Source organism: Thalassobaculum sp. OXR-137 (assembly GCF_034377285.1).
Taxonomy (GTDB): domain Bacteria; phylum Pseudomonadota; class Alphaproteobacteria; order Thalassobaculales; family Thalassobaculaceae; genus Thalassobaculum.
In genome coordinates this window covers 4144660-4167644 of record NZ_CP139715.1, presented here as the reverse complement: position 1 = coordinate 4167644, position 22985 = coordinate 4144660, and the positions used below count along the sequence as shown (strand labels likewise).

At 67.2% G+C, this 22985-nt stretch carries 22 protein-coding genes; 5 read left to right on the top strand and 17 right to left on the bottom strand.

Going from position 1 to position 22985, the window contains the following annotated elements:
- Positions 1 to 79 precede the first annotated feature (79 nt).
- A complete protein-coding gene (locus tag T8K17_RS19515) occupies positions 80 to 1453 on the top strand; it encodes a serine hydrolase domain-containing protein (protein ID WP_322331396.1) in 1374 nt (457 codons plus the stop codon).
- A gap of 102 nt (positions 1454 to 1555) precedes the next feature.
- On the opposite strand, the gene T8K17_RS19510 is transcribed toward T8K17_RS19515, so the two are convergent.
- Complete coding sequence (locus T8K17_RS19510; RefSeq protein WP_322331395.1) at positions 1556 to 2209, bottom strand: TIGR02466 family protein; 654 nt, start codon at positions 2207 to 2209, stop codon at positions 1556 to 1558.
- Positions 2210 to 2374: 165 nt separating this feature from the next.
- On the opposite strand from T8K17_RS19510, the gene istA reads away from it, so the two are divergent.
- The gene (istA, locus tag T8K17_RS19505; RefSeq protein WP_028793183.1) at positions 2375 to 3643 is read left to right on the top strand and encodes an IS21 family transposase; all 1269 of its coding nucleotides are present in this window, start codon (positions 2375 to 2377) and stop codon (positions 3641 to 3643) included.
- Positions 3640 to 4512, top strand: coding sequence for an IS21-like element helper ATPase IstB (gene istB, locus T8K17_RS19500; protein WP_028793182.1), 873 nt, complete (start codon positions 3640 to 3642; stop codon positions 4510 to 4512). The genes istA and istB overlap by 4 nt, the downstream gene beginning before the upstream one ends.
- 171 nt (positions 4513 to 4683) lie before the next feature.
- On the opposite strand, the gene typA is transcribed toward istB, so the two are convergent.
- From typA to T8K17_RS19480, 5 genes are all read right to left on the bottom strand, one after another.
- Entirely contained in the window at positions 4684 to 6513 is a 1830-nt protein-coding gene (gene typA / locus T8K17_RS19495; RefSeq protein WP_322331394.1) for a translational GTPase TypA, read from the bottom strand.
- Positions 6514 to 6654: 141 nt separating this feature from the next.
- Positions 6655 to 6942, bottom strand: coding sequence for a hypothetical protein (locus T8K17_RS19490; RefSeq protein ID WP_322331393.1), 288 nt, complete (start codon positions 6940 to 6942; stop codon positions 6655 to 6657).
- 2 nt (positions 6943 to 6944) lie between these two features.
- Positions 6945 to 7478 (bottom strand): DUF3990 domain-containing protein, encoded by a 534-nt coding sequence (locus T8K17_RS26305; RefSeq protein ID WP_416153133.1) that lies wholly within the window; start codon positions 7476 to 7478, stop codon positions 6945 to 6947.
- A 7-nt stretch (positions 7479 to 7485) separates the two neighbouring features.
- Entirely contained in the window at positions 7486 to 8664 is a 1179-nt protein-coding gene (locus T8K17_RS19485) for a M24 family metallopeptidase (RefSeq protein ID WP_322331392.1), read from the bottom strand.
- A 3-nt stretch (positions 8665 to 8667) separates the two neighbouring features.
- The gene (locus tag T8K17_RS19480; RefSeq protein ID WP_322331391.1) at positions 8668 to 9444 is read right to left on the bottom strand and encodes a 5-oxoprolinase subunit PxpA; all 777 of its coding nucleotides are present in this window, start codon (positions 9442 to 9444) and stop codon (positions 8668 to 8670) included.
- A 63-nt stretch (positions 9445 to 9507) separates the two neighbouring features.
- Between T8K17_RS19480 and pxpB the strand changes: the two genes are divergently transcribed.
- Together pxpB and T8K17_RS19470 are read left to right on the top strand one after the other, a co-directional pair.
- Positions 9508 to 10275, top strand: coding sequence for a 5-oxoprolinase subunit PxpB (pxpB, locus tag T8K17_RS19475; protein ID WP_322331390.1), 768 nt, complete (start codon positions 9508 to 9510; stop codon positions 10273 to 10275).
- A complete protein-coding gene (locus tag T8K17_RS19470) occupies positions 10272 to 11297 on the top strand; it encodes a biotin-dependent carboxyltransferase family protein (protein ID WP_322331389.1) in 1026 nt (341 codons plus the stop codon). The genes pxpB and T8K17_RS19470 overlap by 4 nt, the downstream gene beginning before the upstream one ends.
- 169 nt (positions 11298 to 11466) lie before the next feature.
- Here T8K17_RS19470 and T8K17_RS19465 read toward each other — a convergent pair whose 3' ends face one another.
- The 11 genes from T8K17_RS19465 to phnG all read right to left on the bottom strand — a co-directional run bounded on the left by T8K17_RS19465 (position 11467) and on the right by phnG (position 22915).
- Positions 11467 to 14328 carry a phosphoenolpyruvate carboxylase gene (locus tag T8K17_RS19465; protein ID WP_322331388.1) on the bottom strand — a complete coding sequence of 954 codons (2862 nt, stop codon included), beginning with the start codon at positions 14326 to 14328 and terminating at the stop codon, positions 11467 to 11469.
- 461 nt (positions 14329 to 14789) lie between these two features.
- The gene (locus T8K17_RS19460; RefSeq protein WP_322331387.1) at positions 14790 to 15824 is read right to left on the bottom strand and encodes an MBL fold metallo-hydrolase; all 1035 of its coding nucleotides are present in this window, start codon (positions 15822 to 15824) and stop codon (positions 14790 to 14792) included.
- A 59-nt stretch (positions 15825 to 15883) separates the two neighbouring features.
- On the bottom strand, positions 15884 to 16462 hold the full coding sequence (gene phnN, locus T8K17_RS19455; protein WP_322331386.1) for a phosphonate metabolism protein/1,5-bisphosphokinase (PRPP-forming) PhnN: 579 nt from the start codon (positions 16460 to 16462) through the stop codon (positions 15884 to 15886).
- 7 nt (positions 16463 to 16469) lie between these two features.
- Positions 16470 to 17105, bottom strand: coding sequence for a DapH/DapD/GlmU-related protein (locus tag T8K17_RS19450; RefSeq protein WP_322331385.1), 636 nt, complete (start codon positions 17103 to 17105; stop codon positions 16470 to 16472).
- Positions 17105 to 18250 carry an alpha-D-ribose 1-methylphosphonate 5-triphosphate diphosphatase gene (locus T8K17_RS19445; RefSeq protein WP_322331384.1) on the bottom strand — a complete coding sequence of 382 codons (1146 nt, stop codon included), beginning with the start codon at positions 18248 to 18250 and terminating at the stop codon, positions 17105 to 17107. Before T8K17_RS19445 ends, T8K17_RS19450 begins: the two co-directional genes overlap by 1 nt.
- Complete coding sequence (phnL, locus tag T8K17_RS19440; RefSeq protein WP_322331383.1) at positions 18247 to 18960, bottom strand: phosphonate C-P lyase system protein PhnL; 714 nt, start codon at positions 18958 to 18960, stop codon at positions 18247 to 18249. Before phnL ends, T8K17_RS19445 begins: the two co-directional genes overlap by 4 nt.
- Before the next feature lie 4 nt (positions 18961 to 18964).
- Positions 18965 to 19762 (bottom strand): phosphonate C-P lyase system protein PhnK, encoded by a 798-nt coding sequence (phnK, locus tag T8K17_RS19435; protein WP_416153132.1) that lies wholly within the window; start codon positions 19760 to 19762, stop codon positions 18965 to 18967.
- Positions 19759 to 20709 carry an alpha-D-ribose 1-methylphosphonate 5-phosphate C-P-lyase PhnJ gene (locus tag T8K17_RS19430; protein WP_322331382.1) on the bottom strand — a complete coding sequence of 317 codons (951 nt, stop codon included), beginning with the start codon at positions 20707 to 20709 and terminating at the stop codon, positions 19759 to 19761. Before T8K17_RS19430 ends, phnK begins: the two co-directional genes overlap by 4 nt.
- A gap of 11 nt (positions 20710 to 20720) precedes the next feature.
- Entirely contained in the window at positions 20721 to 21830 is a 1110-nt protein-coding gene (locus tag T8K17_RS19425) for a carbon-phosphorus lyase complex subunit PhnI (protein ID WP_322331381.1), read from the bottom strand.
- A gap of 3 nt (positions 21831 to 21833) precedes the next feature.
- On the bottom strand, positions 21834 to 22430 hold the full coding sequence (gene phnH / locus T8K17_RS19420; protein WP_322331380.1) for a phosphonate C-P lyase system protein PhnH: 597 nt from the start codon (positions 22428 to 22430) through the stop codon (positions 21834 to 21836).
- Between the two features lie 2 nt (positions 22431 to 22432).
- A complete protein-coding gene (gene phnG, locus T8K17_RS19415; RefSeq protein ID WP_322331379.1) occupies positions 22433 to 22915 on the bottom strand; it encodes a phosphonate C-P lyase system protein PhnG in 483 nt (160 codons plus the stop codon).
- Positions 22916 to 22985 lie beyond the last annotated feature (70 nt).

Sequence of the window (22985 nt, the reverse complement as noted above, 5' to 3'; positions counted from 1 at the left end):
GCCAGGCCGCGGATGCGCGCTGACTTCGACCTCGAATAGAGTACCGTCCTCGGACTTTCCTCCAATAAAAGGCTCGACCATGAAGAGCTGGCTGACGGCGGCGTTGGACTACGTGCCGCGGTGGATCGACTACCAGATGCGGCTATCGGAACAGCCGGGCTGCTCGATCTCGATCGCCCATCGGGGCAAGGTGGTCCTGGAGCAGGCGTTCGGTCACGCCAGCCTGGCGAGCGGCGAAGCCCTGACCCCGCGCCATCGGCTGCGCGTCGCATCGCATTCCAAGACCTTTACGGCGGCCGGCATCATGAAGCTGCGCGAGGCGGACAAGGTCCGTCTCGACGATCCGGTCGGCCGCTACGTCGACGGGCTGCACCCGAAAATCGCCCGGGCGACCATTGGGCAATTGCTGTCGCACAGCGCCGGCATCATTCGAGACGGTCTGGATGCGGGCCAGTGGCAGGACCGGCGTCCCTATCTCGATGAGGCGGAACTGCGCGCCGCGCTGACCGAAGCGCCGATCATCCCCGCCAGCACGCGCTTCAAATACTCGAACCATGGCTTCGGCCTGCTCGGGCTGGTGATCGAAGCGGTCACCGGCATGCCGTACCGGGAATGGATCAGGCGGACCATCGTGGTCCCCTCGAAGCTCGCCGAGACTGAGCCCGACATGCCTTTGCCCGAAGGGGCGGTGATGGGGCGGGGCCATTCCGGCAAGCTGCCGCTCGGACGCCGGGTTGTCGTACCGGGGACCAACGACACCCGAGCGCTCAGCGCCGCCACCGGTTTCGTGTCGACCGCCAGCGATCTCGCCCGCTTCTTCGCAAGCCTGGACCCGGCGGCCAAGCGCAGCGTCCTGTCGCCGGAGAGCCGGCGGGAAATGATCCGGCGGCAGTGGAGCGACGCGCATTCGAGCCTCGCCCGCCACTACGGTCTCGGTGTGATTCTCGGCAATACCGGCGACTCGGAGTGGTTCGGCCACAGCGGCGGCTTCCAGAGCTGCATCAGCCGCACGACCGTAATCCCCGGCAAGGACCTGACGGTATCGATCCTGACCAATGCGGTCGACGGGTATGCCCAGCCCTGGTCCGACGGTGTGCTGCAAATCCTGCGCGGCTACGAGAGCCGCGGGGCACCGACCACGCGGACCGAGGATTGGCGCGGGCGCTGGTGGACACTCTGGGGGCCTATCGATCTCGTTCCGATGAAGGACCGTGTCCTGCTGTGCGCGCCGGGCTTGATGAACCCGTTGATGGACGCGGGCGAGATTGAGGTGACCGGTGACGATACCGGTACGATCCGGCTTGCCGGCGGCTTCGCCAATCACGGCGAGCAGGCGAAGCTGGTCCGTGGCGCGGACGGGAAGGTGGTCGAACTCGTGCTCGGCGGAAGCAGTCTGCTGCCGGAGCAGGCGATAGCGGCAGAGCTCGAAGGTCGGTACGGCAAGAACGCTTGAAGGCTGTTCAAGGGCTCCGAGGCGATAACGACGCCTGCCTCTCGACGCCCTGATCTCTCGCCAAGGGCGCGACGCCGATCGACGACCTGGTGGTGCCGGGCGTCAGCGCGTCGCCGGCCCGCCTTTCCCGATCCGCAGGATCACGTTGAAGGCGATGGTGATGCGCTCGCCCGACCCGTGGAACGGGTTGACGTAGTGGTAGAGCCAGCTCGGGAACACAAGCATCAGCCCGGGTTCCGGCTCGACCACGTGCTTGCCGGCGAAGGGCATGCCCGGCAGCTCGGCGAAGTCGACGCCCATGCGCGGGTCGAGGAACTCGATCTGCCCGTTGCCCGGAATGTCGCCCCGGCGTTCGCCCAGGCTCACGTAATAGACGCCCGACCAGGAACAGCCCGGGTGGTTGTGGATCTTGTTGTAGCCGCCGTCGCGCAGCACGTTGGCCCAGGCGCCGCCGTCGAGCTGGACGTTCAGGCCCTGCTGCTGCTTGCCGGCGGTAACCTCTGTCATGCGCTGGATGGCGCGGCCGATCCAGCTCTTCAGCGCGCCGACCTCGGGCCCCGGCCAGTCGAGCAGGTCGTCGTTGGAATGCCAGCCGCCGACATTGGAGCGGACCTGGCCGGGCTCGCTTCGTTCGCGGTCGAGGATCTGGGAGCGTAGGCCAGGATTGATCTGGGCGGCTTCGGGCACGCGGATCTTGAGGATCGGCGTGGGGAAGGCCATCACGAGGTCCTGGGCGACCTGGAATTCGAGGGGCATGGGGGGACCCGTCCGTTCAGCCTGTTGATACCGGAGTGAATCTCCCCAGAACCGCCGTTTGAAAATTCCCCAGTTGGCGTGTCGCCGGTCATCCGGGGCGCGCCCCGGATGACCGGCGGCGGCGAGTTGCCGATGCTCCTCTCGGTCGGCGAGAGGAGTTCGGCGGTGATCAAACTGGGAGAGATGCTCATGATCTTGGAACTGCATCGGCAGGGGCTGTCTATATCGGCGATCGCACGGGAGAGCGGGTTCGACCGCAAGACCGTTCGTCGCTACATCGAGCGCGGCCTGGAGCCACCGAGCTATGGCCCACGCAGGCCACGGTCACGTCTGCTGGATCCGTACACCCCCTATCTGCGCGAACGCGTGATGACGTGGCCTGGCCTGACCGGCGCCCGGCTGCTGCGAGAATTGCGGGACCTCGGCTATAGCGGCGGCTATACGGCGGTGACGGATTATCTGCGTGATATCCGTCCCGCGCCGACACCGGGTTATGAGATCCGCTTCGAGACACCTCCCGGTCAGCAAGGACAGGTCGACTTTGCTCAGTTCCAGGTGGTGTTCACCGATGAGCCGGAACAGCCGCGGATCGTGTGGCTGTTCTCGCTGGTCCTGGGGCATAGCCGCCTGATCTGGGCACGGTTCGTCGCCCATCAGGACCTAGCGACAGTGCTGCGCTGCCACGTCGCCGCCTTCGACGCGATCGGCGGCGTGCCACGCGAGCTTCTCTACGACCGCATGAAGACGGCGGTGATCGGCGAAGCTGCTGACGGGGAGCCGCGCGGCATCGTCTACAACAGGGCCCTTGTGGATCTGGCCCGCCACTATGGCTTCCACCCGCGCGCGTGCCAGCCCTACCGGGCCAAGACCAAGGGCAAGGTCGAGCGGCCGTTCCGATACATCCGCGAGGACTTCTTCTTGGCCCGTTCGTTCCGCAACCTGGACGATCTGAACGAGCAGCTGCGGCGCTGGCTGGACAGTGTCGCCAATCCCAGGGTGCATGCCACAACCCGGCGGGTCGTGAACGAGGCGTTCGCCGAGGAGAAGCCGCACCTGCTGGTTCTGCCTCTGGCGCCGTTCCGCTCCGTACTACGTCTGGAGCGACGGATCTCCCGGGAAGGGATGGTAAGCGTCGGTGGCAACTTCTACAGCGTTCCGGATGCCACCCGGCGGCGCACGGTCGAGGTGCACACGCTCGCCCAGGAGATCAGGATCTTCGAGGACGGCACGTTGATCGCGACCCATCCGGTCCTGGAAGGCCGCCACCAGCGCCGGGTGGCTCCTGGACACCGAAAAGGAGGGGGCTCCACAGGACGAAGACGTGGAGCCGACGGAGATGTGGTCGTCAGCCGAACCGGCGACGTGGTCGCTCAGCGCTCCCTGGAGTTCTACGACGCTGTCGCTCGCCGTCTTGCCCGGGAGTGCCGGTCATGAGCGCTCCAGGTGATCTGACCCCGTCGACCCTGGAGCGGATCCGCCACGATCTGGTCGGTCTGAAAATGCCACGCGCCCTGGAAGCCCTCGATCAGGTCGTGCGCCGCCTCGAGCACGGGGAGATCGGTGCTCTGGAGGCCATCGACATGCTGCTCGCCGAGGAACTGACCCTGCGCGAGAACAGCCGCATCAAGACGGCCCTGCGCATGGGCCGACTGGCGACCATCAAGACGCTCTCAGGGTTCGACTTCTCCTTCCAGCCGTCGCTCGACCGCGATCGTATCCTCACCCTCGCACAACTCGGCTTTATCGGTCGCTGCGAGGTCGTCCACTTCCTCGGCCCGCCCGGCACCGGCAAGAGCCATCTGGCCATCGCCCTCGGCGTCGAGGCGGTGAAGGCAGGGCGCAGTGTCTACTTTTGCACACTCGCCGACCTGCTCGGGCAACTCGCCCGCGCCGAGCGCGAGGGACGGCTGACGGAACGCATACGCTTCTTCTGTCGACCGGCTCTGCTGATCGTTGACGAGATCGGCTACCTGCCCGTCGTTCCTGGGGGTGGCAACCTGTTCTTCCAGCTGGTCAACGCCCGATACGAGCGTGGTGCGATGGTCCTGACCTCCAACCGCGGCTTTGCCGAATGGGGCGAGGTGTTCGGAGACCCGGTCGTCGCCACCGCACTCCTCGACCGCCTGCTGCATCATGCTCTGGTCATCCAGATCGAAGGCTCCAGCTACCGGTTGCGCCAGCACGCCGACCTCATGCCCGAGCACGTCCGCTCCAAGGCTACCATCACACCGCCGACCCCAGCACCGCTACGACGGCCAAGGGGACGGCCGCCCAAAAACGACCACATCACCGCGACAACCTGACCGGCGAAACTGGGGAAATTTACTTCGGCGCTTCTGGGGAAATTACGGGCGGCATTGACACAGCCTGCGCGAGACCCGGCAGATATCAGGTGCCGGTCGGCGCGTCGACCACCTAAAGAAGCAGGGGACAGGATTGGAGGGGCGCCCGAACCGGTCGGACGCCCCGTTATCTCAGGCGCTCTGCTGGACGCTCTTCTTGAGCATGCGCTTGCGCTCGTTCGGATCCAGATAACGCTTGCGCAGGCGGATGCTCTGCGGCGTCACCTCGACCAGCTCGTCGTCCTCGATATAGGCGATCGCCTTCTCCAGGGTCATCCGGATCGGCGGGGTCAGGTCGACGTTCTCGTCCTTGCCGGACGCACGGAAGTTGGTGAGCTGCTTCGACTTCAGCGGGTTCACTTCCAGGTCCTGGCCCTTGTTGTTCTCGCCCAGGATCATGCCGGAATAGACCTTGTCGCCCGGCGACACCATCAGCGGGCCGCGCTCTTCCAGGTTCTGCAGGGCATAGGCCATGGCCTCGCCCTGTTCCATGGAGACCATGACGCCGGCGCGGCGGCCGGGGATCGGCCCCTTGTAGGGAGCGTAGCCCTGGAACACCCGGTTCATGATGCCGGTGCCGCGCGTGGCGGTCAGGAAATCGCCGTGATAGCCGATCAGGCCACGGGACGGCGCGTTGAACACCAGACGCTGCTTGCCGCCGCCCGACGGCTTCATCTCCAGCAGTTCGCCCTTGCGCATGGTGATCGCCTCGATCACCGCGCCGGAGAACTCCTCGTCCACGTCGACATAAACCTCGTCGATCGGCTCCTGGCGCTGGCCGGTCTCGGGATCGGTCTTCAGCAGCACGCGGGGCCGGCTGATCGACAGCTCGAAGCCTTCCCGGCGCATCTGCTCGATCAGCACGGCGAGCTGGAGCTCGCCCCGACCGGAGACCTCGTAGGCGTCCTTGTCTTCGGTTTCCTTGACCCGGATGGCGACGTTGCCCTCGGCCTCGCGGAACAGACGGTCGCGGATCAGGCGCGAGGTGACCTTGTCGCCCTCGCGGCCGGACAACGGGCTGTCGTTCACCGCGAAGGTCACGGCGATGGTCGACGGATCGATCGGGTTGGCGGGCAGGGGCACCGCCACTTCCGGCGCGCAGAGCGTGTCGGCGACGGTGGCCTCGGAGAAGCCGGCCAGCGCGACGATGTCGCCGGCCGACGCCTCTTCGAGCGGGGTGCGCTCCAGGCCACGGAAGGCCAGGATCTTGGACACGCGGGCGCGCTCCAGTTCCTTGCCGGTGCGCGACAGGGCCTTCAGGCTGGTGTTCGGCTTGATCCGGCCGGACTGGATGCGGCCGGTCAGGATGCGGCCGAGATACGGATCGGCCTCCACCGTGGTCGCCAGCATGGAGAACGGCTCGTCCGGCTGAACGGTCGGCTCCGGCACATGGGCGACGATCCGCTCGAACAGCACCGCCATGTCGGTGCCCTTCTCGTCCGGGGTCTCTGATGCCCAGCCCATCTTCGCGGAAGCGAAGATCGTCGGGAAGTCGAGCTGCTTCTCGTCGGCACCGAGCGCGCCGAACAGGTCGAAGACCTCGTCCTGCACCTCGTAGGCGCGCTGCTCCGGCTTATCGACCTTGTTGACCACGACGATCGGACGCAGGCCCAGGGCCAGCGCCTTGCCGAGCACGAACTTGGTCTGCGGCATCGGACCTTCCGACGCGTCCACCAGGAGGAGGGCGCCGTCGACCATGGTCAGGATGCGCTCGACCTCGCCGCCGAAATCGGCGTGGCCCGGCGTGTCGACGATGTTGACCCGCGTGCCCTTCCAGTCGACGGAGGTGCACTTGGCGAGAATGGTGATGCCACGCTCGCGTTCGATGTCGTTGCTGTCCATCATCCGCTCAGCGGTCTGCTGGTTTTCGCGGAAGGTACCGGACTGCTTCAGCAGGACATCCACGAGGGTTGTCTTGCCATGATCGACGTGCGCGATGATCGCGATATTGCGGAGCGACATTTTGGGGGCCACCAACGTTGGGATGGCCGGAAAATAGCGATCTTTTGTTGCACTGCAAGATTTACTGACGACTATATGAAAGAATTAGCTGCTGTGTGTCGTCCAGGCACGCCTGCGAGAGCAGTTTGTTAAAGCCGTGAATTAGGAATAGCCCATTGGCGGGCCGTCGAGTTCCAGATCTGGCTGATGCTTTTCTGCCATCGTTTCGGCCATCCACCGCGCCACTTCCTCCGGGCCATCGTGGAGGAGGGCCAAAACCACGCCAGGCGGCATCCGGTGCCTCGTCTCTTCCACGAAGGCCCTGTAGGTCATGCGCTGCTGGCCATGGGTATCAATGTCGACTTCTGACGCTGCCTGCCACGCCTGCAATAAGACCATCTCACCCAGGTGAGTAAGGTCCTGTATGTCCTTCTCAGAGATCTGCGCCATAGCTAAAGGTTCACATATCGCGAGAGTGAAGGAAACGATAACACATCTATGATTTTGGGTGACATTGCCTGGGATGCAACGTGTCCGGCGTTCGGTGTGTGGAAACTGATCTGGTCCACATTGGCGATCGTATGCTTCTGGCGCCAAAGAGATACGGGCCCCATCACCACATCATAGTAAGATTGGTGTGGACGGCCGTGGCCCCGAATCCCGGCGCGGCAATGGGCGACAAAGTCCCAATAGTCGCTATCGGGATCTTCCATCACGAAAACCAAACCGTCCAACGCGGCAAGCTTCTCCCGATCTATTTCAAAATAGACCAGAGCCGGCCTCCTCGACGGTCGAACATGAGGATAGTTTGCCTTCCGCAGGGCCCAATTCATTGCCTGTTGGAGCGAGGTTGTGACGTAGAAGCCTTGTCCGAAATCGGTAGTGGGCCGACCCTTGGTAGGGTCGACCCCGTTTGCCACGATGGCCGACGCAGAGGCAGCGTCCGTGCCGTGGAATGCCTTCAGAGGGCCATTGGTCCACGGCATGGCGCTTCTAGTCCTTCACCACCATCGGCCGCGGGAAGTCGTAGAAGCATTCCGCGCCTTTCTCGGTGATCAGGAAGCATTCCGAGATCTCGATGCCGCAATCGTCGAGCATCAGGCCGGGAATCATGTGGAACGTCATGTTCGGCTGGATCACGGTCTTGTCGCCCGGGCGCAGGCTCATGGTGTGCTCGCCCCAGTCCGGCGGATAGTTCAGCCCGACCGAGTAGCCGATCCGGCTTTCCTTCTCGAACCCGGACTTGGCCAGTTCGCGGCGCCAGGCCGCTTCCACCTCCTCGCAGGTCGCGCCGGGCTTGGCGGCGTCCAGGGCCGCGGCGATGCCGTCGCAGATCACCGCACTGGCATCGGCCAGCTTCTGCGGCGGCTTGCCGAGCGAGACGGTGCGGGCCATCGGGCAGTGATAGCGCCGGCGCACCCCTGCCAGTTCCAGGATCGTCGCCTCGCCGGATTTGAACGGCGCGTCTGACCAGGTCAGGTGCGGGGTCGAAGCGCCGATGCCCGAGGGCAGCATCGGCACGATCGCGGGATAGTCGCCGCCGATCCCGTCCACGCCGCGGATCGCGGTGTCGTAGATCTTTGCCACCGCATCGCATTGCCGCACGCCAGGCTGAACCGCCTCGATGCCGACCCGCATGGTCTCGGCGATGATCTTGGCGGCCTCGCGCATATAGGCGAGTTCGGCCGGCGATTTGATCGAGCGCACCCAGTTCACGACGTTGTTGCCGTTGGCGATCTTGGCGTTCGGCAGACCCTTCTTGATGTGCTCGTAGGCCATCGGGGAGAAGTAGTAGCTGTCCATCTCCAGACCGACGGTGCCGCCGTCGATGCCGCGGCGCCCCATCTCCTCGGCCACCCAGTCCATCGGGTGGCGGTCCGGCTGCTGCACGTAGTGGTCCGGGAAGCCCAGGATGTTCTCGTGCCGGAGATGGGTGGTGACCTTGCCGGCATTGGCGTCCATGCCGCGCACGATCAGTACCGGCTCGTCCAGTTTCAACGCCACCAGCAGGCATTGCGGCGTGTAGAACGACCAGCCGTCATAGCCGGTCAGGTAGCACATGTTCGCCGGTTCGGTGACGACCAGGGTATCGATGCCCGCCTTCTCCATGGAGCGCCGAACGGCGTCCTGACGGGCGGTGTATTCGGCGTGGGAGAAGGCGGGTGAGGTCATGGGTCAGCCAAGCTCCATCTCGGGAAGGGGAACGATGTCGATGCCGGCGGCTTCGATGCCGGCGCGGACCTTGGTCGCGACGGCGACCGCGGTCGGCCCGTCGCCATGCACGCAGATGCTGTGCACCACCGCCGGCACATGCTTGCCGGAGGTCGAGACGATCTCCTGGTTCTGGATCATGTGAATGACCCGCTCCGCCGCCTCGTCCGGGTCGTGAACCATGGCGTTGGGCTGGCTGCGCGGGGTCAGGTTGCCGTCGTCGTCATAGGTGCGGTCGGCGAAGACCTCCGAGGCGAAGGTCAGGCCCATGTCCTGGGCGACCTCGATCATCTTGCAACCGGTCGGTGCGAGGAAGATCAGCGACGGGTCGACCGCCTTGATCGCCCGGCCGATGGCCTGGGCCCAGTCGAGCTCGACGGCGCAGATGTTGCCGAGCGCGCCGTGGGTCTTCACATGGGTGACCTTCATGCCGTTGGCCGCCGCCATCGCCTGCAGGGCGCCGATCTGGTAGCAGACCATCCGCTCCACATCGTCGGTCGCCATCTGGATCTTGCGGCGCCCGAAGCCCCAGAGATCGTTGAAGCCCGGATGGGCGCCGACGGACACGCCGCGCTCCTTGGACTGCTTGCAGACCCGGTCCATCACGTTCCAGTCGCCGCCGTGGAAGCCGCAGGCAACATTGGCCGATTTGATGATCTTCAGCATCTCGGTGTCGTTGCCGATGTCGTAATCGCCGAAACCTTCACCCATATCGGCGTTCAAATTGACCTTGCGAGCCATTGCGACTTCATCCTACGGAGGTGGGAACTGCTCTGAGTAAACACCTCACGAACGGACAGGTCCATGCCTCCAGCCACGGCAGACGAAACGTCAACGGCCCCGCGCTTCCTGGCGGCGGGCGATACGGCCGTGGTGGTCGAGTTCGGCACCGTCGTCGACCGGGCGGTGAACCGGCGGGTGACGAGCCTCGGCCGGGCGCTGCGGGAAGCGGAAATGGCGGGGATCGTCGACCTGGTCCCGACCTTCCGCTCGCTGATGGTGCATTACGATCCGACCGTGATCCGCCGGGCCGAGATCGAGGAGAAGGTCAACGCCCTGCTGCCCGATCTCAGCGACGAGGCCACCGGCGGCCGGCTCTGGCGGGTGCCCACGCTCTATGGCGGGGACTACGGCCCGGATCTGGAGGAGGTCGCCGAGCGGACGGGCATGAGTCCGCAGAAGGTCGTGGAGATCCATTCCGGCGGCACCTACGAGTGCTACATGATGGGGTTCATGCCGGGGCTGGGCTATCTCGGCACGCTGCCGGACGAACTCGCCCTGCCGCGCCGCACCGAGCCGCGGGTGCGGGTGCCGGGCGGTTCGGTGGCCATCGCCACCAACCTGACCAACATCTACACCAAGGAATCGCCCGGCGGCTGGCACCTGCTGGGCCGCACGCCGATCGAGCTGTTCGACCTGCGCCGCGACGAGCCGATCCTGCTGAATGCCGGCGACAGCGTGCAGTTCTACGAGATCGACGAGGCCACCTATAAAGAGATGCGGGCCCGGGCCGACGAGGGCGATCCGGTCATCGAACCCCAGGAAATCGACCAGGCGGGAGACGGCGCATGAGCGGGCTTCGCGTCGTCAATGCCGGTTTCGCGCCGACGATCCAGGATCTCGGTCGTCCCCATGTGCAGCATCTGGGCGTGCCGCCCTCGGGCGCGCTGGATCCGGTGGCGCTGGCCATCGCCAACGCGCTGGTCGGCAACGAACCGGGTGCCGCCGCGCTGGAACTGCGGGTGATGGGGCCGACCCTGGAGGTTGAGGCGGAGTCCGTGCGCGTCGCCCTGGTCGGCACCGTGGCTGCCCTGGAGGTGCAGGGCGAGCGGGGCGGGCCGGTGGACGCCAACCGCTCGGTGCGCTTCGGCCGCGGCACCAAGTTCCGGATCGGCGGGCTATCCGACACCGGGGTCGCCTATCTCGCCGTGGAGGGCGGGATCGACGTGCCGGAGATCTACGGCTCGCGCGCCACCTATACCCGCTCGCAGATCGGCGGGATCGAAGGCCGCGCGGTGAAGGACGGCGACTTGCTGCCGCTGGCCCAGGACAGCGTCGGCGAGCGCAGCGAGATCAAATGTCCCAATCTCGACTGGGCGCGGGTGAGCGGCCCGATCAGGGTGGTGCTGGGACCGCAGGACGATTTCTTCTCAGAGGAGAGCATCGCCGGGCTGTTCGCCGAGACCTATACCTGCACGCGCGAGGCCGACCGCATGGGCATCCGGCTCGACGGGCCGGCGCTTTCCCATGTGAAGGGCCACGACATCGTGTCGGACGGCATCGTCACCGGTGCCATCCAGGTGCCGGGCAACGGCATGCCGATCCTGCTGCTGGCGGATCACCAGACCACCGGCGGCTACCCGAAGGTCGGCACGGTGATCTCCGCCGACGTGCCGCGGCTCGGCCGGCTGCGGCCGGGCGACGAGATCCGGTTCGAAGAGATTTCCGTGGAAGAGGCCCAGGCCGCCCGCGCGGAGCTGGAGGCGGCGACGGCCAAGGTGATCGACCGCTTCGAGCGCGCCGGCGCCTGGCTCGACGAGGCGGCACTCTACCGCGAGAACCTGGTCAGCGGCGTGGTCGGCCCGATGGATTGAGGGGGCGGGGGCGTTCTCGCCTGACGCCCCCCACGTCTCTTTCAGCACTCCCCGGATTTATTCCGGGGTGAGGCCTCCGATGCGCGAATCTTGGGCGGCCTGATTCGGCTCCATCCGCTTGCCCCGGAATAGATCCGGGGAGTGAGCGGAGGGGAAAATGGAAGAGCGCTCACCCATATGCCCCATAGAAATGCGCGATCCCCACGCTGATCTCCTTGATCGCGCCGTCGATCCAGCGCAGCGGGTCGGCGATGCCGCGCTTCACTTCCGGATAGCCCGCCTGCTCGGCGGCGATGTCGCTCGGCTCGGTCAGGGCAGAGAACGCCTCCGCCGCCTCCGTTCCCGTGGGGAAGATCGTCTCGATCGTCTCCGCCACCTCGGCGAAGCGCAGATCCAGCGCCATGTCGATCAGCACCGCATGGGTCAGGTCGTGGCGGTGGGAGAATCCCGGCGTCGACGCGGTCAGCGAAAACGCCTGCATCACCAGCACCAGCCGCACCGCGTGCAGCACGTAGAGCTCGCGCGGGAAGCTGCGGTCGCCGATCCCGTCGCTCGCCATGTCGCCGCAGACCGTGTCGAGCTGGCGGCGGTCGCGGGACAGCAGGTTGGCCAGCCTCTGGATCGCGTGGTCGTGGTCGCGCCGGCTCAGCCGGTCGGCGATGCGGTAGGCCACCTTGGCGGCATCCTCGCTGTCGGTGCGCGACGCCTGGATGGTCCAGAAGCTCGGGCTGTAGAGATCTGCATAGGTCCGCAGCACCGCCATGCTGGTCAGCCGGCGCGCCCGCATCACCATCGCCATCAGCCGCGAGAACCGGGGCGAACCCTCGATCAGCGCCAGGAACCGTTCCGGCTCCCGCCGGGCCGCCGACCCGAGCCCGCCCATCACGTTGGCCGGGGCGGCGAGCTGCTGCAGGGCGGCGTTGTGCGGGATCGCCCGCATGCCGCGCGCGCCAGCTCCCTTCGAGGTGCCGCTCTGCCGCCGAGTCTTGCGCGAGCCGGTGGCCGGCAGCAGGTTCGGCGGGAAGGCGCCGAGCACGTCCTGGTAATGCTCGTCCTCGAACAGCGCCTCCTGCCAGGATTTCACCGCCCGGTAGAGGTCCCAGGAAAAGTCGATATCGCCGTAGAACGCGTCGTCCTCCGGCTTCTCGATGCCCGGCGGGGCGAAGGCCCAGCGGGCGATGCCGCAGGCGGTCGCCTCGGCCAGGGCGGGGGTGGCGAAATACAGATAGCCGTCGCCGCCCTGGAAGCTTATCTCCGCCAGCGCCCGCAGGCCCTTCTGGGCGTAGCGCGCCCGCGCCCAGGGGGTGAACAGGTGGTCGAACCGGTCGGCAAGCGTGCCGGGGAAGCCGCCGCGGCCCATGGATTCCCCGTGGGTGTTGAACAGCAGGACCTCCACATCGTCGATCCCGCGCGCCGCCATGGCGCGGGCGACCTGGATCTGCAGCCGCTCGATCGCCAGATTGGCGCCGATCTGGCCCATGAACCGGCCGCTGTCTGAGAAACCGAACTGCAGGCTGACCCGGCCGCGGCCGCGGATATAGGCGACGTACTCCTCCTCGTCGAACAGGCGCTCCATGAAGCGGGCGCCGCGCTCGATCACCGGTGGGGTCTCGAACAGCGGCGAGATGTCGAGCCGGTCGGCGATGCCGTAATGCCGGGCGAGATAGACGGCACCCATGATGGTGGCCGGCGCCTCGACCTCGGCGATGAGGAAGCGGATCGGCGCGTCGGCGTCGATATGCTTCAGGATCTGGGCGCAGAGCATCATCTGGCGCCGCGCCGTCATGCTCTCCTGGAAGACCGCGCCGAAATTCACGTTGGCGGCGGTGGCCTCGGCGGATTTCTCGGCGGCGGCGGCCAGCGCGCGCCGGTCGTGGAACTCGGCCAGGCCCGACAGGTCGAGATCGGCCTGCACGGCGGAGCGGACCTGGGCGGCATTGACCCGCAGGTGGATCTTGGCGATGCCGAGCCCGCAGGCCTCCATCTCGGCGGCGAGCACGCAGAGCGCCTTGCGCCGGGCGCTGTCGCTCTCCTGGGCGATGAGGGCGTCGATCGCCTCCAGGATCGGGGCGAGGGAGGTGAGGCGGCCCGGCCCCTCGGCGGTCAGCCGGTTGGCGGCGGCCACCACCACGTCCGGGTCCTCCAGGTCGCCGGCGAACTGGGCGGCCTGGGCGGCGGTCTCGGCCTCGGCGGCGGCCAGCCGGTCGATCAGCGGCTGCACCCCGTCGCCGCCGATCTCCGCCAGGGTGTCGCGGTAGCGGGCGAGCTGCAGCGCCTTCTCCTCCAGCCGGAAGCGCAGGGTCTCGGCCCAATGGATGTCGGTGCGGCCGTCCAGGTCGTAGCCGACCCAGGTGGCGAGCTGCAGCGGTGCCGGGCGGATGCTCCACCACTTGTTGGGGACGTGGGTCTCAAGCCAGTTGAGGATGGCGCCGTTCAGCTTGCGCAGGGCGTCCTGGGCGTTCAGCAGCGCGGCGCGCACGTCGGCGTGCTCGGCACCGAGGGTGATCGCCGGATCCGGCGCGTGGGGGACGTCGCCGAGCTGGGCAGAGGCATCGGCGTCTCCGCTGGCGATGCCGGCCAGGATGGCGCGCATGCGGCGGGACAGGGCGAAGGTCGGGTGGGCGGTGAACACCACGCCGGCGCGGGTGGTCTCCACTGCGGCGCGGATCTCTGCCAACCCGGACTCTTCGAGTGGCGCCAGGGCGGCGGCGACGGTGGCCGTCCAATCGGCCGGCGGGCACTGCTCGCGCAGGCGGCCGGCGCGCTCGATCAGGGCGCGGTCGCTGATCTGGCGCACCACCGAATGCAGGGCGGACAGGTCGAGGCTGCCCTCTTCCAGATGCTCCAGCAAGTCGATGGCCAGGCTGCGCACGCCGGTGGCGAGCGGGTCGTGCTGGGCGATGGCATCGTGATGGTTCAGCCGATCCAGGCACCAGGCCACCAGGTCGTGCGGGGCGGGGTGCAGCGGGTGGACGGCCGCGTCGGCGGGCGCCTTGGGCTGGTCGTCGCGGGAGATTTCGGCCTGGGACACGGGAAAAACCCTCCTGTCACCGCGCCCGAGCGGGTGGTTCGCTGTCGTCCGGGGTGTTCCTCCCAAACCGGGGACGGTTTTCCGCTCCTCCGGGCGCGGTCCGATCGGAATCGGTGCCGCTAACGGTCAGTATTCCACGAATCCGGGTGCCGGTTCGAGGGGCTTCTGTGGCGGTACTTTTTGCCTTGGCGTCTTCCCGGCCTTGCGCCGGGATCGAGGATGGGAGGCGCTGGAGCGTTCGGAAGGATTCCGGAGCAAGGCTGGGGAGACATTCTTCCTGTCCTTTCAGCCACCCTTCACTCACTCCCCGGATTCAGTCCGGGGCAGGGCCAAGGCACGCTTCGTCGTTGGAGCATTGGTTCTCGGCGCCAACCATGCGGACCTCTTGCCCCGGAACAAAGTCCGGGGAGTGAGTGAAAGAGACGGGAGTGTGCGAGGGAGGAAGAGGAGCGGAAAACTCCTCACGCCTCCGCCCGGTAGCGCCACACCCCATTCTCATCCAGGCTGCGCTCGAGCTGGCCGTCTTCCACCAGGTAGTTCAGATGGGCCAGCGCCTCGCCGATGGCGAAGCGGCTCTGGTGGGCGTCGAGCTGGCGTTTGAACATCGTGTACATGACATCCGCCGCCGTGGACGGCTCGGCACAGACCTCCAGCGCCAGATCGAACCGCTCCTCGTGGTGGGCGATCAGGTCGGCGCGGCGCTCGTGCAGGCCGCGATAGGGCCGGTCGTGGGACGGCAACACCAGGATGTCGTCCTCCATGTAATCCAGGTTCTGCAGGAACCGGATGTAGTCGGCCAGCGGGTTGCCCTCCGGCTCGTTCCACCAGACCGACACGTTGGGCGAGATCCGCGGCAGTAGGAAGTCTCCCCCCAGCACCATGTTGTCGTCCGGGCAGTACAGGCAGATATGCTCCGGAGAGTGGCCGCCGGACAGGATCGGAACCCAGGTCCGGCCGCCGATCTCCAGCGCCGTCTCCTCGCTGATCCGCCGGTAGATCGGCGGCACCGGCGAGACCAGGCTGTGGAAGTGGTTGCCGAGGTCGCGCAGCTCGGCGACCAGCAGGTCGGAGAGCCCGGCGCGGCTGTAGAAATCCGGCGCGTATTGCTGGAACTGCTCCGGCGGCTCGGCGCGGTTGACCCGGGCGGACAGCCATTCGGTGCGGCTCATCCACAACGGCGCGCCGGTGCGCTCCTGCAGCCAGCCGGCATTGCCGACGTGGTCCGGGTGGAAATGGGTGACGATGATCTGCGTGATCGGCTTGCCCTGGAGCTCGTTCGCCAGCACCAGTTCCCACAGGTCCTGGGTCGGCTTCAGCGCGGCACCGGTATCCACCAGAACCCAGCCGTCCTCGCCGTCATCCAGCAGGAACAGGTTCACGTGGTCGAGGGCGAAGGGCAGGGGCATCCGGATCCAGCGGATTCCGGGAGCGACTTCCATGGCCGTGCCCGGCTCGGGCAGGGTCTCGCCGAAAATGTAATCAACGTCTGTTTTCATGGGGCGCGACGGTAACCGGATTCTTGCCCGGCGCAAGATGCGGTGTGGTCCGCTTCCGCCTATTGCTGAAGCTCGGCGGCGTCGTGCAGGGCTGCGAGGAACCGGGCGACCGCCGTCTCCACCGTGTCGTCGTTGACCACCTCGAACACGTTCGGTCCGGAGACCGGTACCGCGGCGGCGCGGGCGACCCGGGCTTCGATCTGCTCCGCACTCTCCCGGCCCCGGGAGGTCAGGCGCCGGCGCAGGACGTCTTCGGGGACCGACAGGCTGACCACGGCGGTCGGCGGGAAGGTCTCGCGGGCCTGGTCGATCACCGAGCGGGACACGTTCACCACCACCGACACCCCGGCGGCCAGACAGTCGGCGATGGCGGCCGGCACGCCGTAGAACAGTTCGTGGGCGCCCCAGCACAAAGCATAGGCGCCGTCGGCCTTGCGGGACTCGAAGGTGGCGGCATCGACCGGATTGTGGTCCTCGCCGCCGGCCTCGGCCGGGCGGGTGATGTCGCGCCGGGGGAAGTGGAAGCGGGGATCGTCCGCCAGCGCGGCTTTTGCGGCGTCGATCAGGGTGTCTTTGCCGGCCCCGGACGGTCCGACCACCAGGATGAGGGTGCCCCGCCCCCCAGTATGTTTGGTCATCTGCCGGTCAGTCCGCGTATTTTTCGGCGAAGGCCTCGGCCTCCAGGGAGCGGAAGTCCTCCATGCGCTCGCGCAGCAGGTCGTGGCTCCAGTCCCACCAGGCGATCCGGCGCAACTTCTCTTCCACCGCCTCGGAGACCCGGCGGCGCAGCACCCGGCCCGGATTGCCGACCACGATCGTGTAGGCCGGCACGTCCTTGGTGACGATCGCGCCGGAGCCGATGATGGCGCCGTCGCCGACGCTCACCCCGCCCATGATCACCGCGCCGTGGCCGATCCAGGTGTCGTGGCCGATGGTGCAGTGATGGTCGCGGCGCCAGTCGAAGAACGCGCCGTCATCCTCGCCCAGGTCGTAGGAGGCCGAGCGGTACATGAAATGGTGCAGGCTGGCGCGCCAGTGGGGGTGGTTGCCCGGGTTGATCCGGGTGTGGGAGGCGATGTTCGCGAACTTGCCGACCGTCGTGTAGATGATCTGGCTGTCGGAGACGACGTAGCTGTAGTCGCCGAAGCTGCTCTCCACAACGCTGGTGCGCGCGCCGACCTCGGTCCAGGCGCCGAAGGTGCTGTCCTGCACATGGGCGTCCGGATGGATCAGCGGGCCGTCCGCCTTCAGCTTCTTCGGGTTCGATTTCAGGCCGTCCATCACAGCACCCGCATCCCTTCGCGCCACACCCGCCGGACCGCCGGCACCCCGTCCGGCAGCGGCCGGAACCGCACCAGATCGGCCCGCCGTCCGGTCTCGATCTTTCCGCGGTCGTCCATGCCGACCATCGCCGCCGGGTTGCTGGTGACGGTCGCCAGCGCCTTCGGCAGGGCGATGCCGTGCTGGCTGTTCAGCAGCAGCGCGCCGTGCAGCAGGCTCGCCGGCACGTAGTCGCTGGACAGGCAGTCGAGGACGCCGGCCTCGGCCAGTTCGCCGGCCGAGACGTTGCCGGAATGGGAGCCGCCGCGGACCACGTTCGGCCCGCCCATGATGGTGCGCAGCCCCTTGTCGTGGGCGGCCTTCGCGGCCTCCAGGGTCGTGGGAAACTCGCTGATGGTCAGGCCCAGCTCGGCGGCCTCGTCCACATGCTCGACGGTGGCGTCGTCATGGCTGGCGAGGGGATAGCCGGCCTCGTGCGCCATCTCGACCAGGATCCGGCGGTGCTTGTCCGAATAGAGGACCTGCGCCTCCTTGCGGTCGATGATCATCTGCTCGAAGGCGGCATCGTCCAGGTGGTGGCGGCCCTTGTAGTAGACCCGCAGCTTCTCAAGGTTCACGAACTGTCGCTGCCCCGGGGTGTGGTCCATGAGCGAGACCAGCTTCACCAGCGGGTCGTTCTTGAACGGCTCGAACAGGGTCAGCACGTCCTTATGCGCCACCTCGCAGCGCATGTGCAGGTGGTGGTCGGCGCGCAGCAGGCCGTCGGCCCGGAAGGCGTGGATCGCCTCGGAGGATTCCCGCACCAGATAGTCGCGCACATCCTCGCTCAGGGTGCCGCCCACGGCGATGGCGTCGAGCACCGTCGTGATCCCGGAGGCGACCACCTGGGCGTCATGGGCGAGCAGCGCCGAGGAGGTCGGCCACTTCACCTTCGGGCGCGGCTGGACGTGCTTCTCCAGATTGTCGGTATGCAGCTCCACCAGGCCGGGGCAGAGATAGTCGCCCTCCAGGTCGTCGGCCGCGGTCACGCCGGTGCCGCCGCTGCTGACATCGGCGATGCGTCCGTTCTCGATCCGCAGGGTGCCGAGGACGATCTCGTCGTCGAGGACGATCTGCGCGTTGGTCAGGGTGACGGTGTGGTTCATGCGGCCTGTCTCGCTTCGGTGACGTCGTAGGACCGGGTGCCGACGGCCTCGCGCACCTCGGCATCGTGGAAGATTCCGATGATCGCCGCGCCACGGGCCTTGGCTTCGTTGATCAGGGCGATGACGGTCTCGCGGTTGTCCTTGTCCAGCGAGGCGGTCGGCTCGTCCAGCAGCAGGATCGGATAGTCCTGCACGAAGGTCATGGCGATGTTCACGCGCTGCTGCTCGCCGCCGGAGAAGGTCGACGGTGGCAGCGACCAGAGCGCTTCGGGAATGCGCAGGCGGGCGAGGATCGTCGACGCCCGCTCCTTTGCGCCCTCGGCACTGAGACCCTGGCCGATCAGCGGCTCGCAGACGAGGTCCAGGGTCGCCACACGCGGGATTACCCGCAGGAATTGGCTGACATAGCCGAGCGTGTCGCGGCGGATCTCCATGATCTGGAACGGCCGGGCGGCGCAGAGATCGACCCAGGCCTCGCCGTGGCGGACATAGATTGATCCGGCCTGCGGCTTGTAGTTGGCGTAGAGCGAGCGCAGCAGGGTGGATTTGCCGGAGCCGGACGGGCCGGCCAGGATCACGCATTCGCCCTGGCGGGCGGTGAACTCCACCTTCTCGAACACGTCGATCTTCACCCCGCCCTGGTTGTGCAGGATGAAGTGCTTGGAGAGCCCCTGGGCGTGGAGCATCACGGTGTCGTCGAGCTGGGTCATGGCATCACACCGGAAGGATCGAGGAGACGAGAAGCTGGGTGTAGGGGTGCTGCGGGTCGTCGAGCACCTGATCGGTCAGGCCGCTCTCCACCACGTTGCCGCCCTTCATCACCATCAGCCGGTGCGACAGCAGCCGGACCACGCCAAGATCGTGGGTCACGATCACGCAGGCGATGCCCAGCGTCCGAACCAGGCCGCGCACCAAGTCGAGCAGGCGGGCCTGCACCGACACGTCCAGGCCGGAGGTCGGCTCGTCCATGAACACCAGCCGCGGCTTGGTGACCAGATTACGGGCGATCTGCAGGCGCTGCTGCATGCCGCCGGAGAAGGTGTGCGGCATGTCGTCGATGCGGCCGATATCCATCTCCACCCGTTCCAGCCAGTCGACCGCCTCGGAGCGGATATGGCCGTAATGCCGGTCGCCGATCGCCATCAGCCGTTCGCCCACATTGGCGCCGGCGGAGACCCGCATACGCAGGCCGTCGCGCGGGTTCTGGTAGACGATGCCCCAGTCGGTGCGCATCAGCAGCCGGCGGCGCGCCTCGCTCATCGCGAACAGGTCGATCAGGCCGGCGTCGCGGGTCTCGTATTCGACGGAACCTTCCGTCGGCTCCATCTGGCCGGAGATGCATTTCAGCAGCGTGGTCTTGCCCGAACCGGACTCGCCGACGATGCCGAGGACCTCGCCCGGATACAGGTCGAAGGACACGTCGCGGCAGCCGATATGCGGGCCGTAGCGGTGGGTCAGGCCCCGCACCTGCAGCAGCGGGTCGGGCATTCGGAAAGCGGGTTCGGCGCTCATTGCTCGTCTCCTGCCGGGGTCTTGTCGCGGGTGGCATAGGCGCTGTCGCCGCCATCGCCCACATGGCCCGCCTCGCGGCGCTGCTCGCAGTAGTCGCTGTCGGAGCAGACGTACATCTTGCCGCCCTTGTCGTCGGTCACGACCTCGTCGAGATAGCTGTCGCCGGCGCCGCAGAGCGCGCAGCACTCGTCCCAGGTCTCGATGGCGAAGGGGTGATCCTCGAAATCGAGCGACTTCACCTCGGTATAGGGCGGCACGGCGTAGATCCGCTTCTCGCGCCCGGCGCCGAAGAGCTGGAGGGCCGCCATGCGGTCCATCTTCGGGTTGTCGAATTTCGGAATCGGGCTCGGCGACATCACGTAGCGACCGTTCACCCGGACCGGGTAGTTGTACGACTTGGTGATGCGGCCGAATTTGGCGATGTCCTCGTAGAGGCTCACATGCATCGCGCCGTATTCCTCCAGCGCATGCATCTTGCGGGTCTCGGTCTCGCGCGGCTCCAGCCAGCGCAGGGGCTCGGGGATCGGCACCTGATAGACCAGGATCTGGTCCTCGCTCAGCGGCGTCTCCGGGATGCGGTGGCGGGTCTGGATCACCGAGGCCTCCACCGTCTTCTCCGTCGTCGCCACGCCGGCGGTCTTGGCGAAGAAGCTGCGGATGTTGACGGCGTTGGTGGTGTCGTCGGCCCCCTGGTCGATGACCTTCAGGGTGTCGTCGGGGCCGATGACGGCGGCGGTCACCTGGATGCCGCCGGTGCCCCAGCCATAGGGCAGCGGCATCTCGCGGGACCCGAAGGGCACCTGGTAGCCGGGGACGGCGACGCCCTTGAGGATCGCGCGGCGGATCATCCGCTTCGTCTGCTCGTCCAGATAGGCGAAGTTGTAGCCGGTCGCGGCGCGCTTCTCGGCGGCGGCGGTGCGGCTCGGGTGGTCGATCACGTCAGCCATTCCTCAGTTCCTCATTCCGCCGCGTCGGAGACGGTCTCGGCGTCTTCGGCACGCTGTTCGAACGCCTTGCGCAGGGCCCGCACTGTGACCAGTTCGGCCTGGAAGTCGACGTAGTGCGGCAGCTTCAGGTGCTGCACGAAGCCGGACGCCTCCACATTGTCGGAATGGGCCATGACGAATTCCTCGTCCTGGGCCGGGGCGTCGATCGGCTCGTCGAACTCGCGCGCCCGCAGCGCCCGGTCGACCAGCGCCATGGACATCGCCTTGCGCTCGCAATGGCCGAAGGTCAGGCCGTAGCCCTGGGTGAATTGCGGCGGCTGGGTGGCTGAGCCCTTGAACTGGTTGATCATCTGGCACTCGGTCACGGTGATCTCGCCGATTTCGATGGGGAAGCCGAGCTCCTCCGGCGCGAATTCGACCGCGACCTCGCCCATGCGGATCTCGCCGGCGAAGGGGTGGTTGTTGCCGTAGCCGCGCTGGGTCGAGTAGCCGAGCGCCAGCAGGAAGCCCTCGTCGCCGCGCGCCAGGTTCTGCAGCCGGGCGGCGCGCTCCGCCGGATAGCGCGGGGAGTTGCGGGTCAAATCAAACACCGGGTCGTTCGGATTGTCCGGCTGCTCGGTCTCGATCAGGCCCTCGTAGTTCAGGATCTCGGTCACCCGCGGCATGCCGCCTTCCACCGGGGCGGCGGCGATCTCGGCGGCCGGCCGGTTGTCGCCGGCGGCCAGCGCGAAATCGAGCAGCCGGTGAGTGTAGTCGAAACTCGGGCCGAGCACCTGGCCGCCGGGCAGATCCTTGTAGGTGGCGGAGATCCGGCGCCGGACGTTCATCTCGGCGGTGTCGATCGGCTCGCCATCGCCGAAGCGGGGCAGGGTGGTGCGGTAGGCGCGCAGCAGGAAGATCGCCTCCTGCAGGTCGCCGCGCGCCTGCTTGATCGCCAGCGCGGCCAGCTCGGGGTCGTAGAGCGAGCCCTCGGTCATCACCCGGTCGACGGCGAGGCTCATCTGCTCGCGGATCTGGTCGAGGCTGAGCTCGGGCACCTTAGGGTCGCCCCGGCGCTCCTCGGCGAGCAGCTTCTGGGAGTTCTCGATGGCCTTCTCGCCACCCTTGACGGCGACATACATGGCTCAGGCCTCCGTGACTTTGGTGGTGCGGGGCAGGGCGGCGAGCGTGGCGCCGTCCGCCAGGATCAGGTCGATGCCGCAGGGGAACAGCACGCCGTTCTCCATCCACTCGCGCCACACGCCGGAGCGCAGGCCGGTGACGGCGAGGCGGTGGACGTCCTTGATTCCCGGCCCACTCAGGGTCAGGCCACCCTCGGCGCTCAGCCCTCCGGTCTGGACAATCACCGTGGTGGAGGTCTCCGGATAGGCGTCGTCGCCGATGGCGAAGCCGTCCAGCGCCGGCAGCTTCGCGCCCGAGGCGATGGCGAAGGCGGCTTTGGCGCGGTCGTCGACGATCGGGCAGCCGCAATGGAATTTCAGAAAGGTCTCCGCCGCCTGGGAGCGCAGGTCCGGCGCGATCCACAGGGGCGTGTCCTGATCCACCAGGGCGAGGCAGACCGCGGCGGTGGCGGGCGCCAGCGGGGCCGGGGGCTCGTCGAGCAGGGCGACGGTCTGCAGCCGGCCGGGCCGGGCCATGGCGTCGAGCACGGCGCGGAACACCGCCTGGGAGTCGAGCACCGGATCGCGGAAGCCCGGCTTGATGTCGGTCATCGGCGCCATGGTCAGCTCTCCCGCACGAGGGTGAAGAAATCGACTTTGGTGGAGGCCGCCTTCTGGCCGCGCTCCCGTTTCGCCGCGTCCTGGCGCAGCGCCAGCGGAGCGATCACCGCCCGCTCCAGCGCCTCGCGGCGCGACGGGGTCTGCATGATCGCGTCGACCACCGCCGCCAGCTCGGCATGGCGTTTGTTGCGGCCCATCACGTAGCCGAAGCCGACAGCCCCGTAGTCGAGCTGCACGGCGCAGCGGGTGACGGTCACCTCGCCGATGTTGAACCGGGCGCCGGTACCGCCGGCGCGGCCGCGGGCCATGACCATGCCGACCTCCGGTGCGCGGATGATGGTCCAGGCCGGCTTGGACGGCAGGTTGTTCCAGAGCGAGTCGAGATCGCTGAACTCGGCCTTGGCCAGGGCGGACATCCAGCGCTGGCGGGCGCGGCGTTCCGCACTCTGTTCGGGGGAGCAGGCTGTGGGGCGTTTCGAGGTCATCGACGAATTTCCAATTTGTCTAGACATCCAGACTTATCGAGGGCAATATGATCAAGATTTCTGCGGCTGT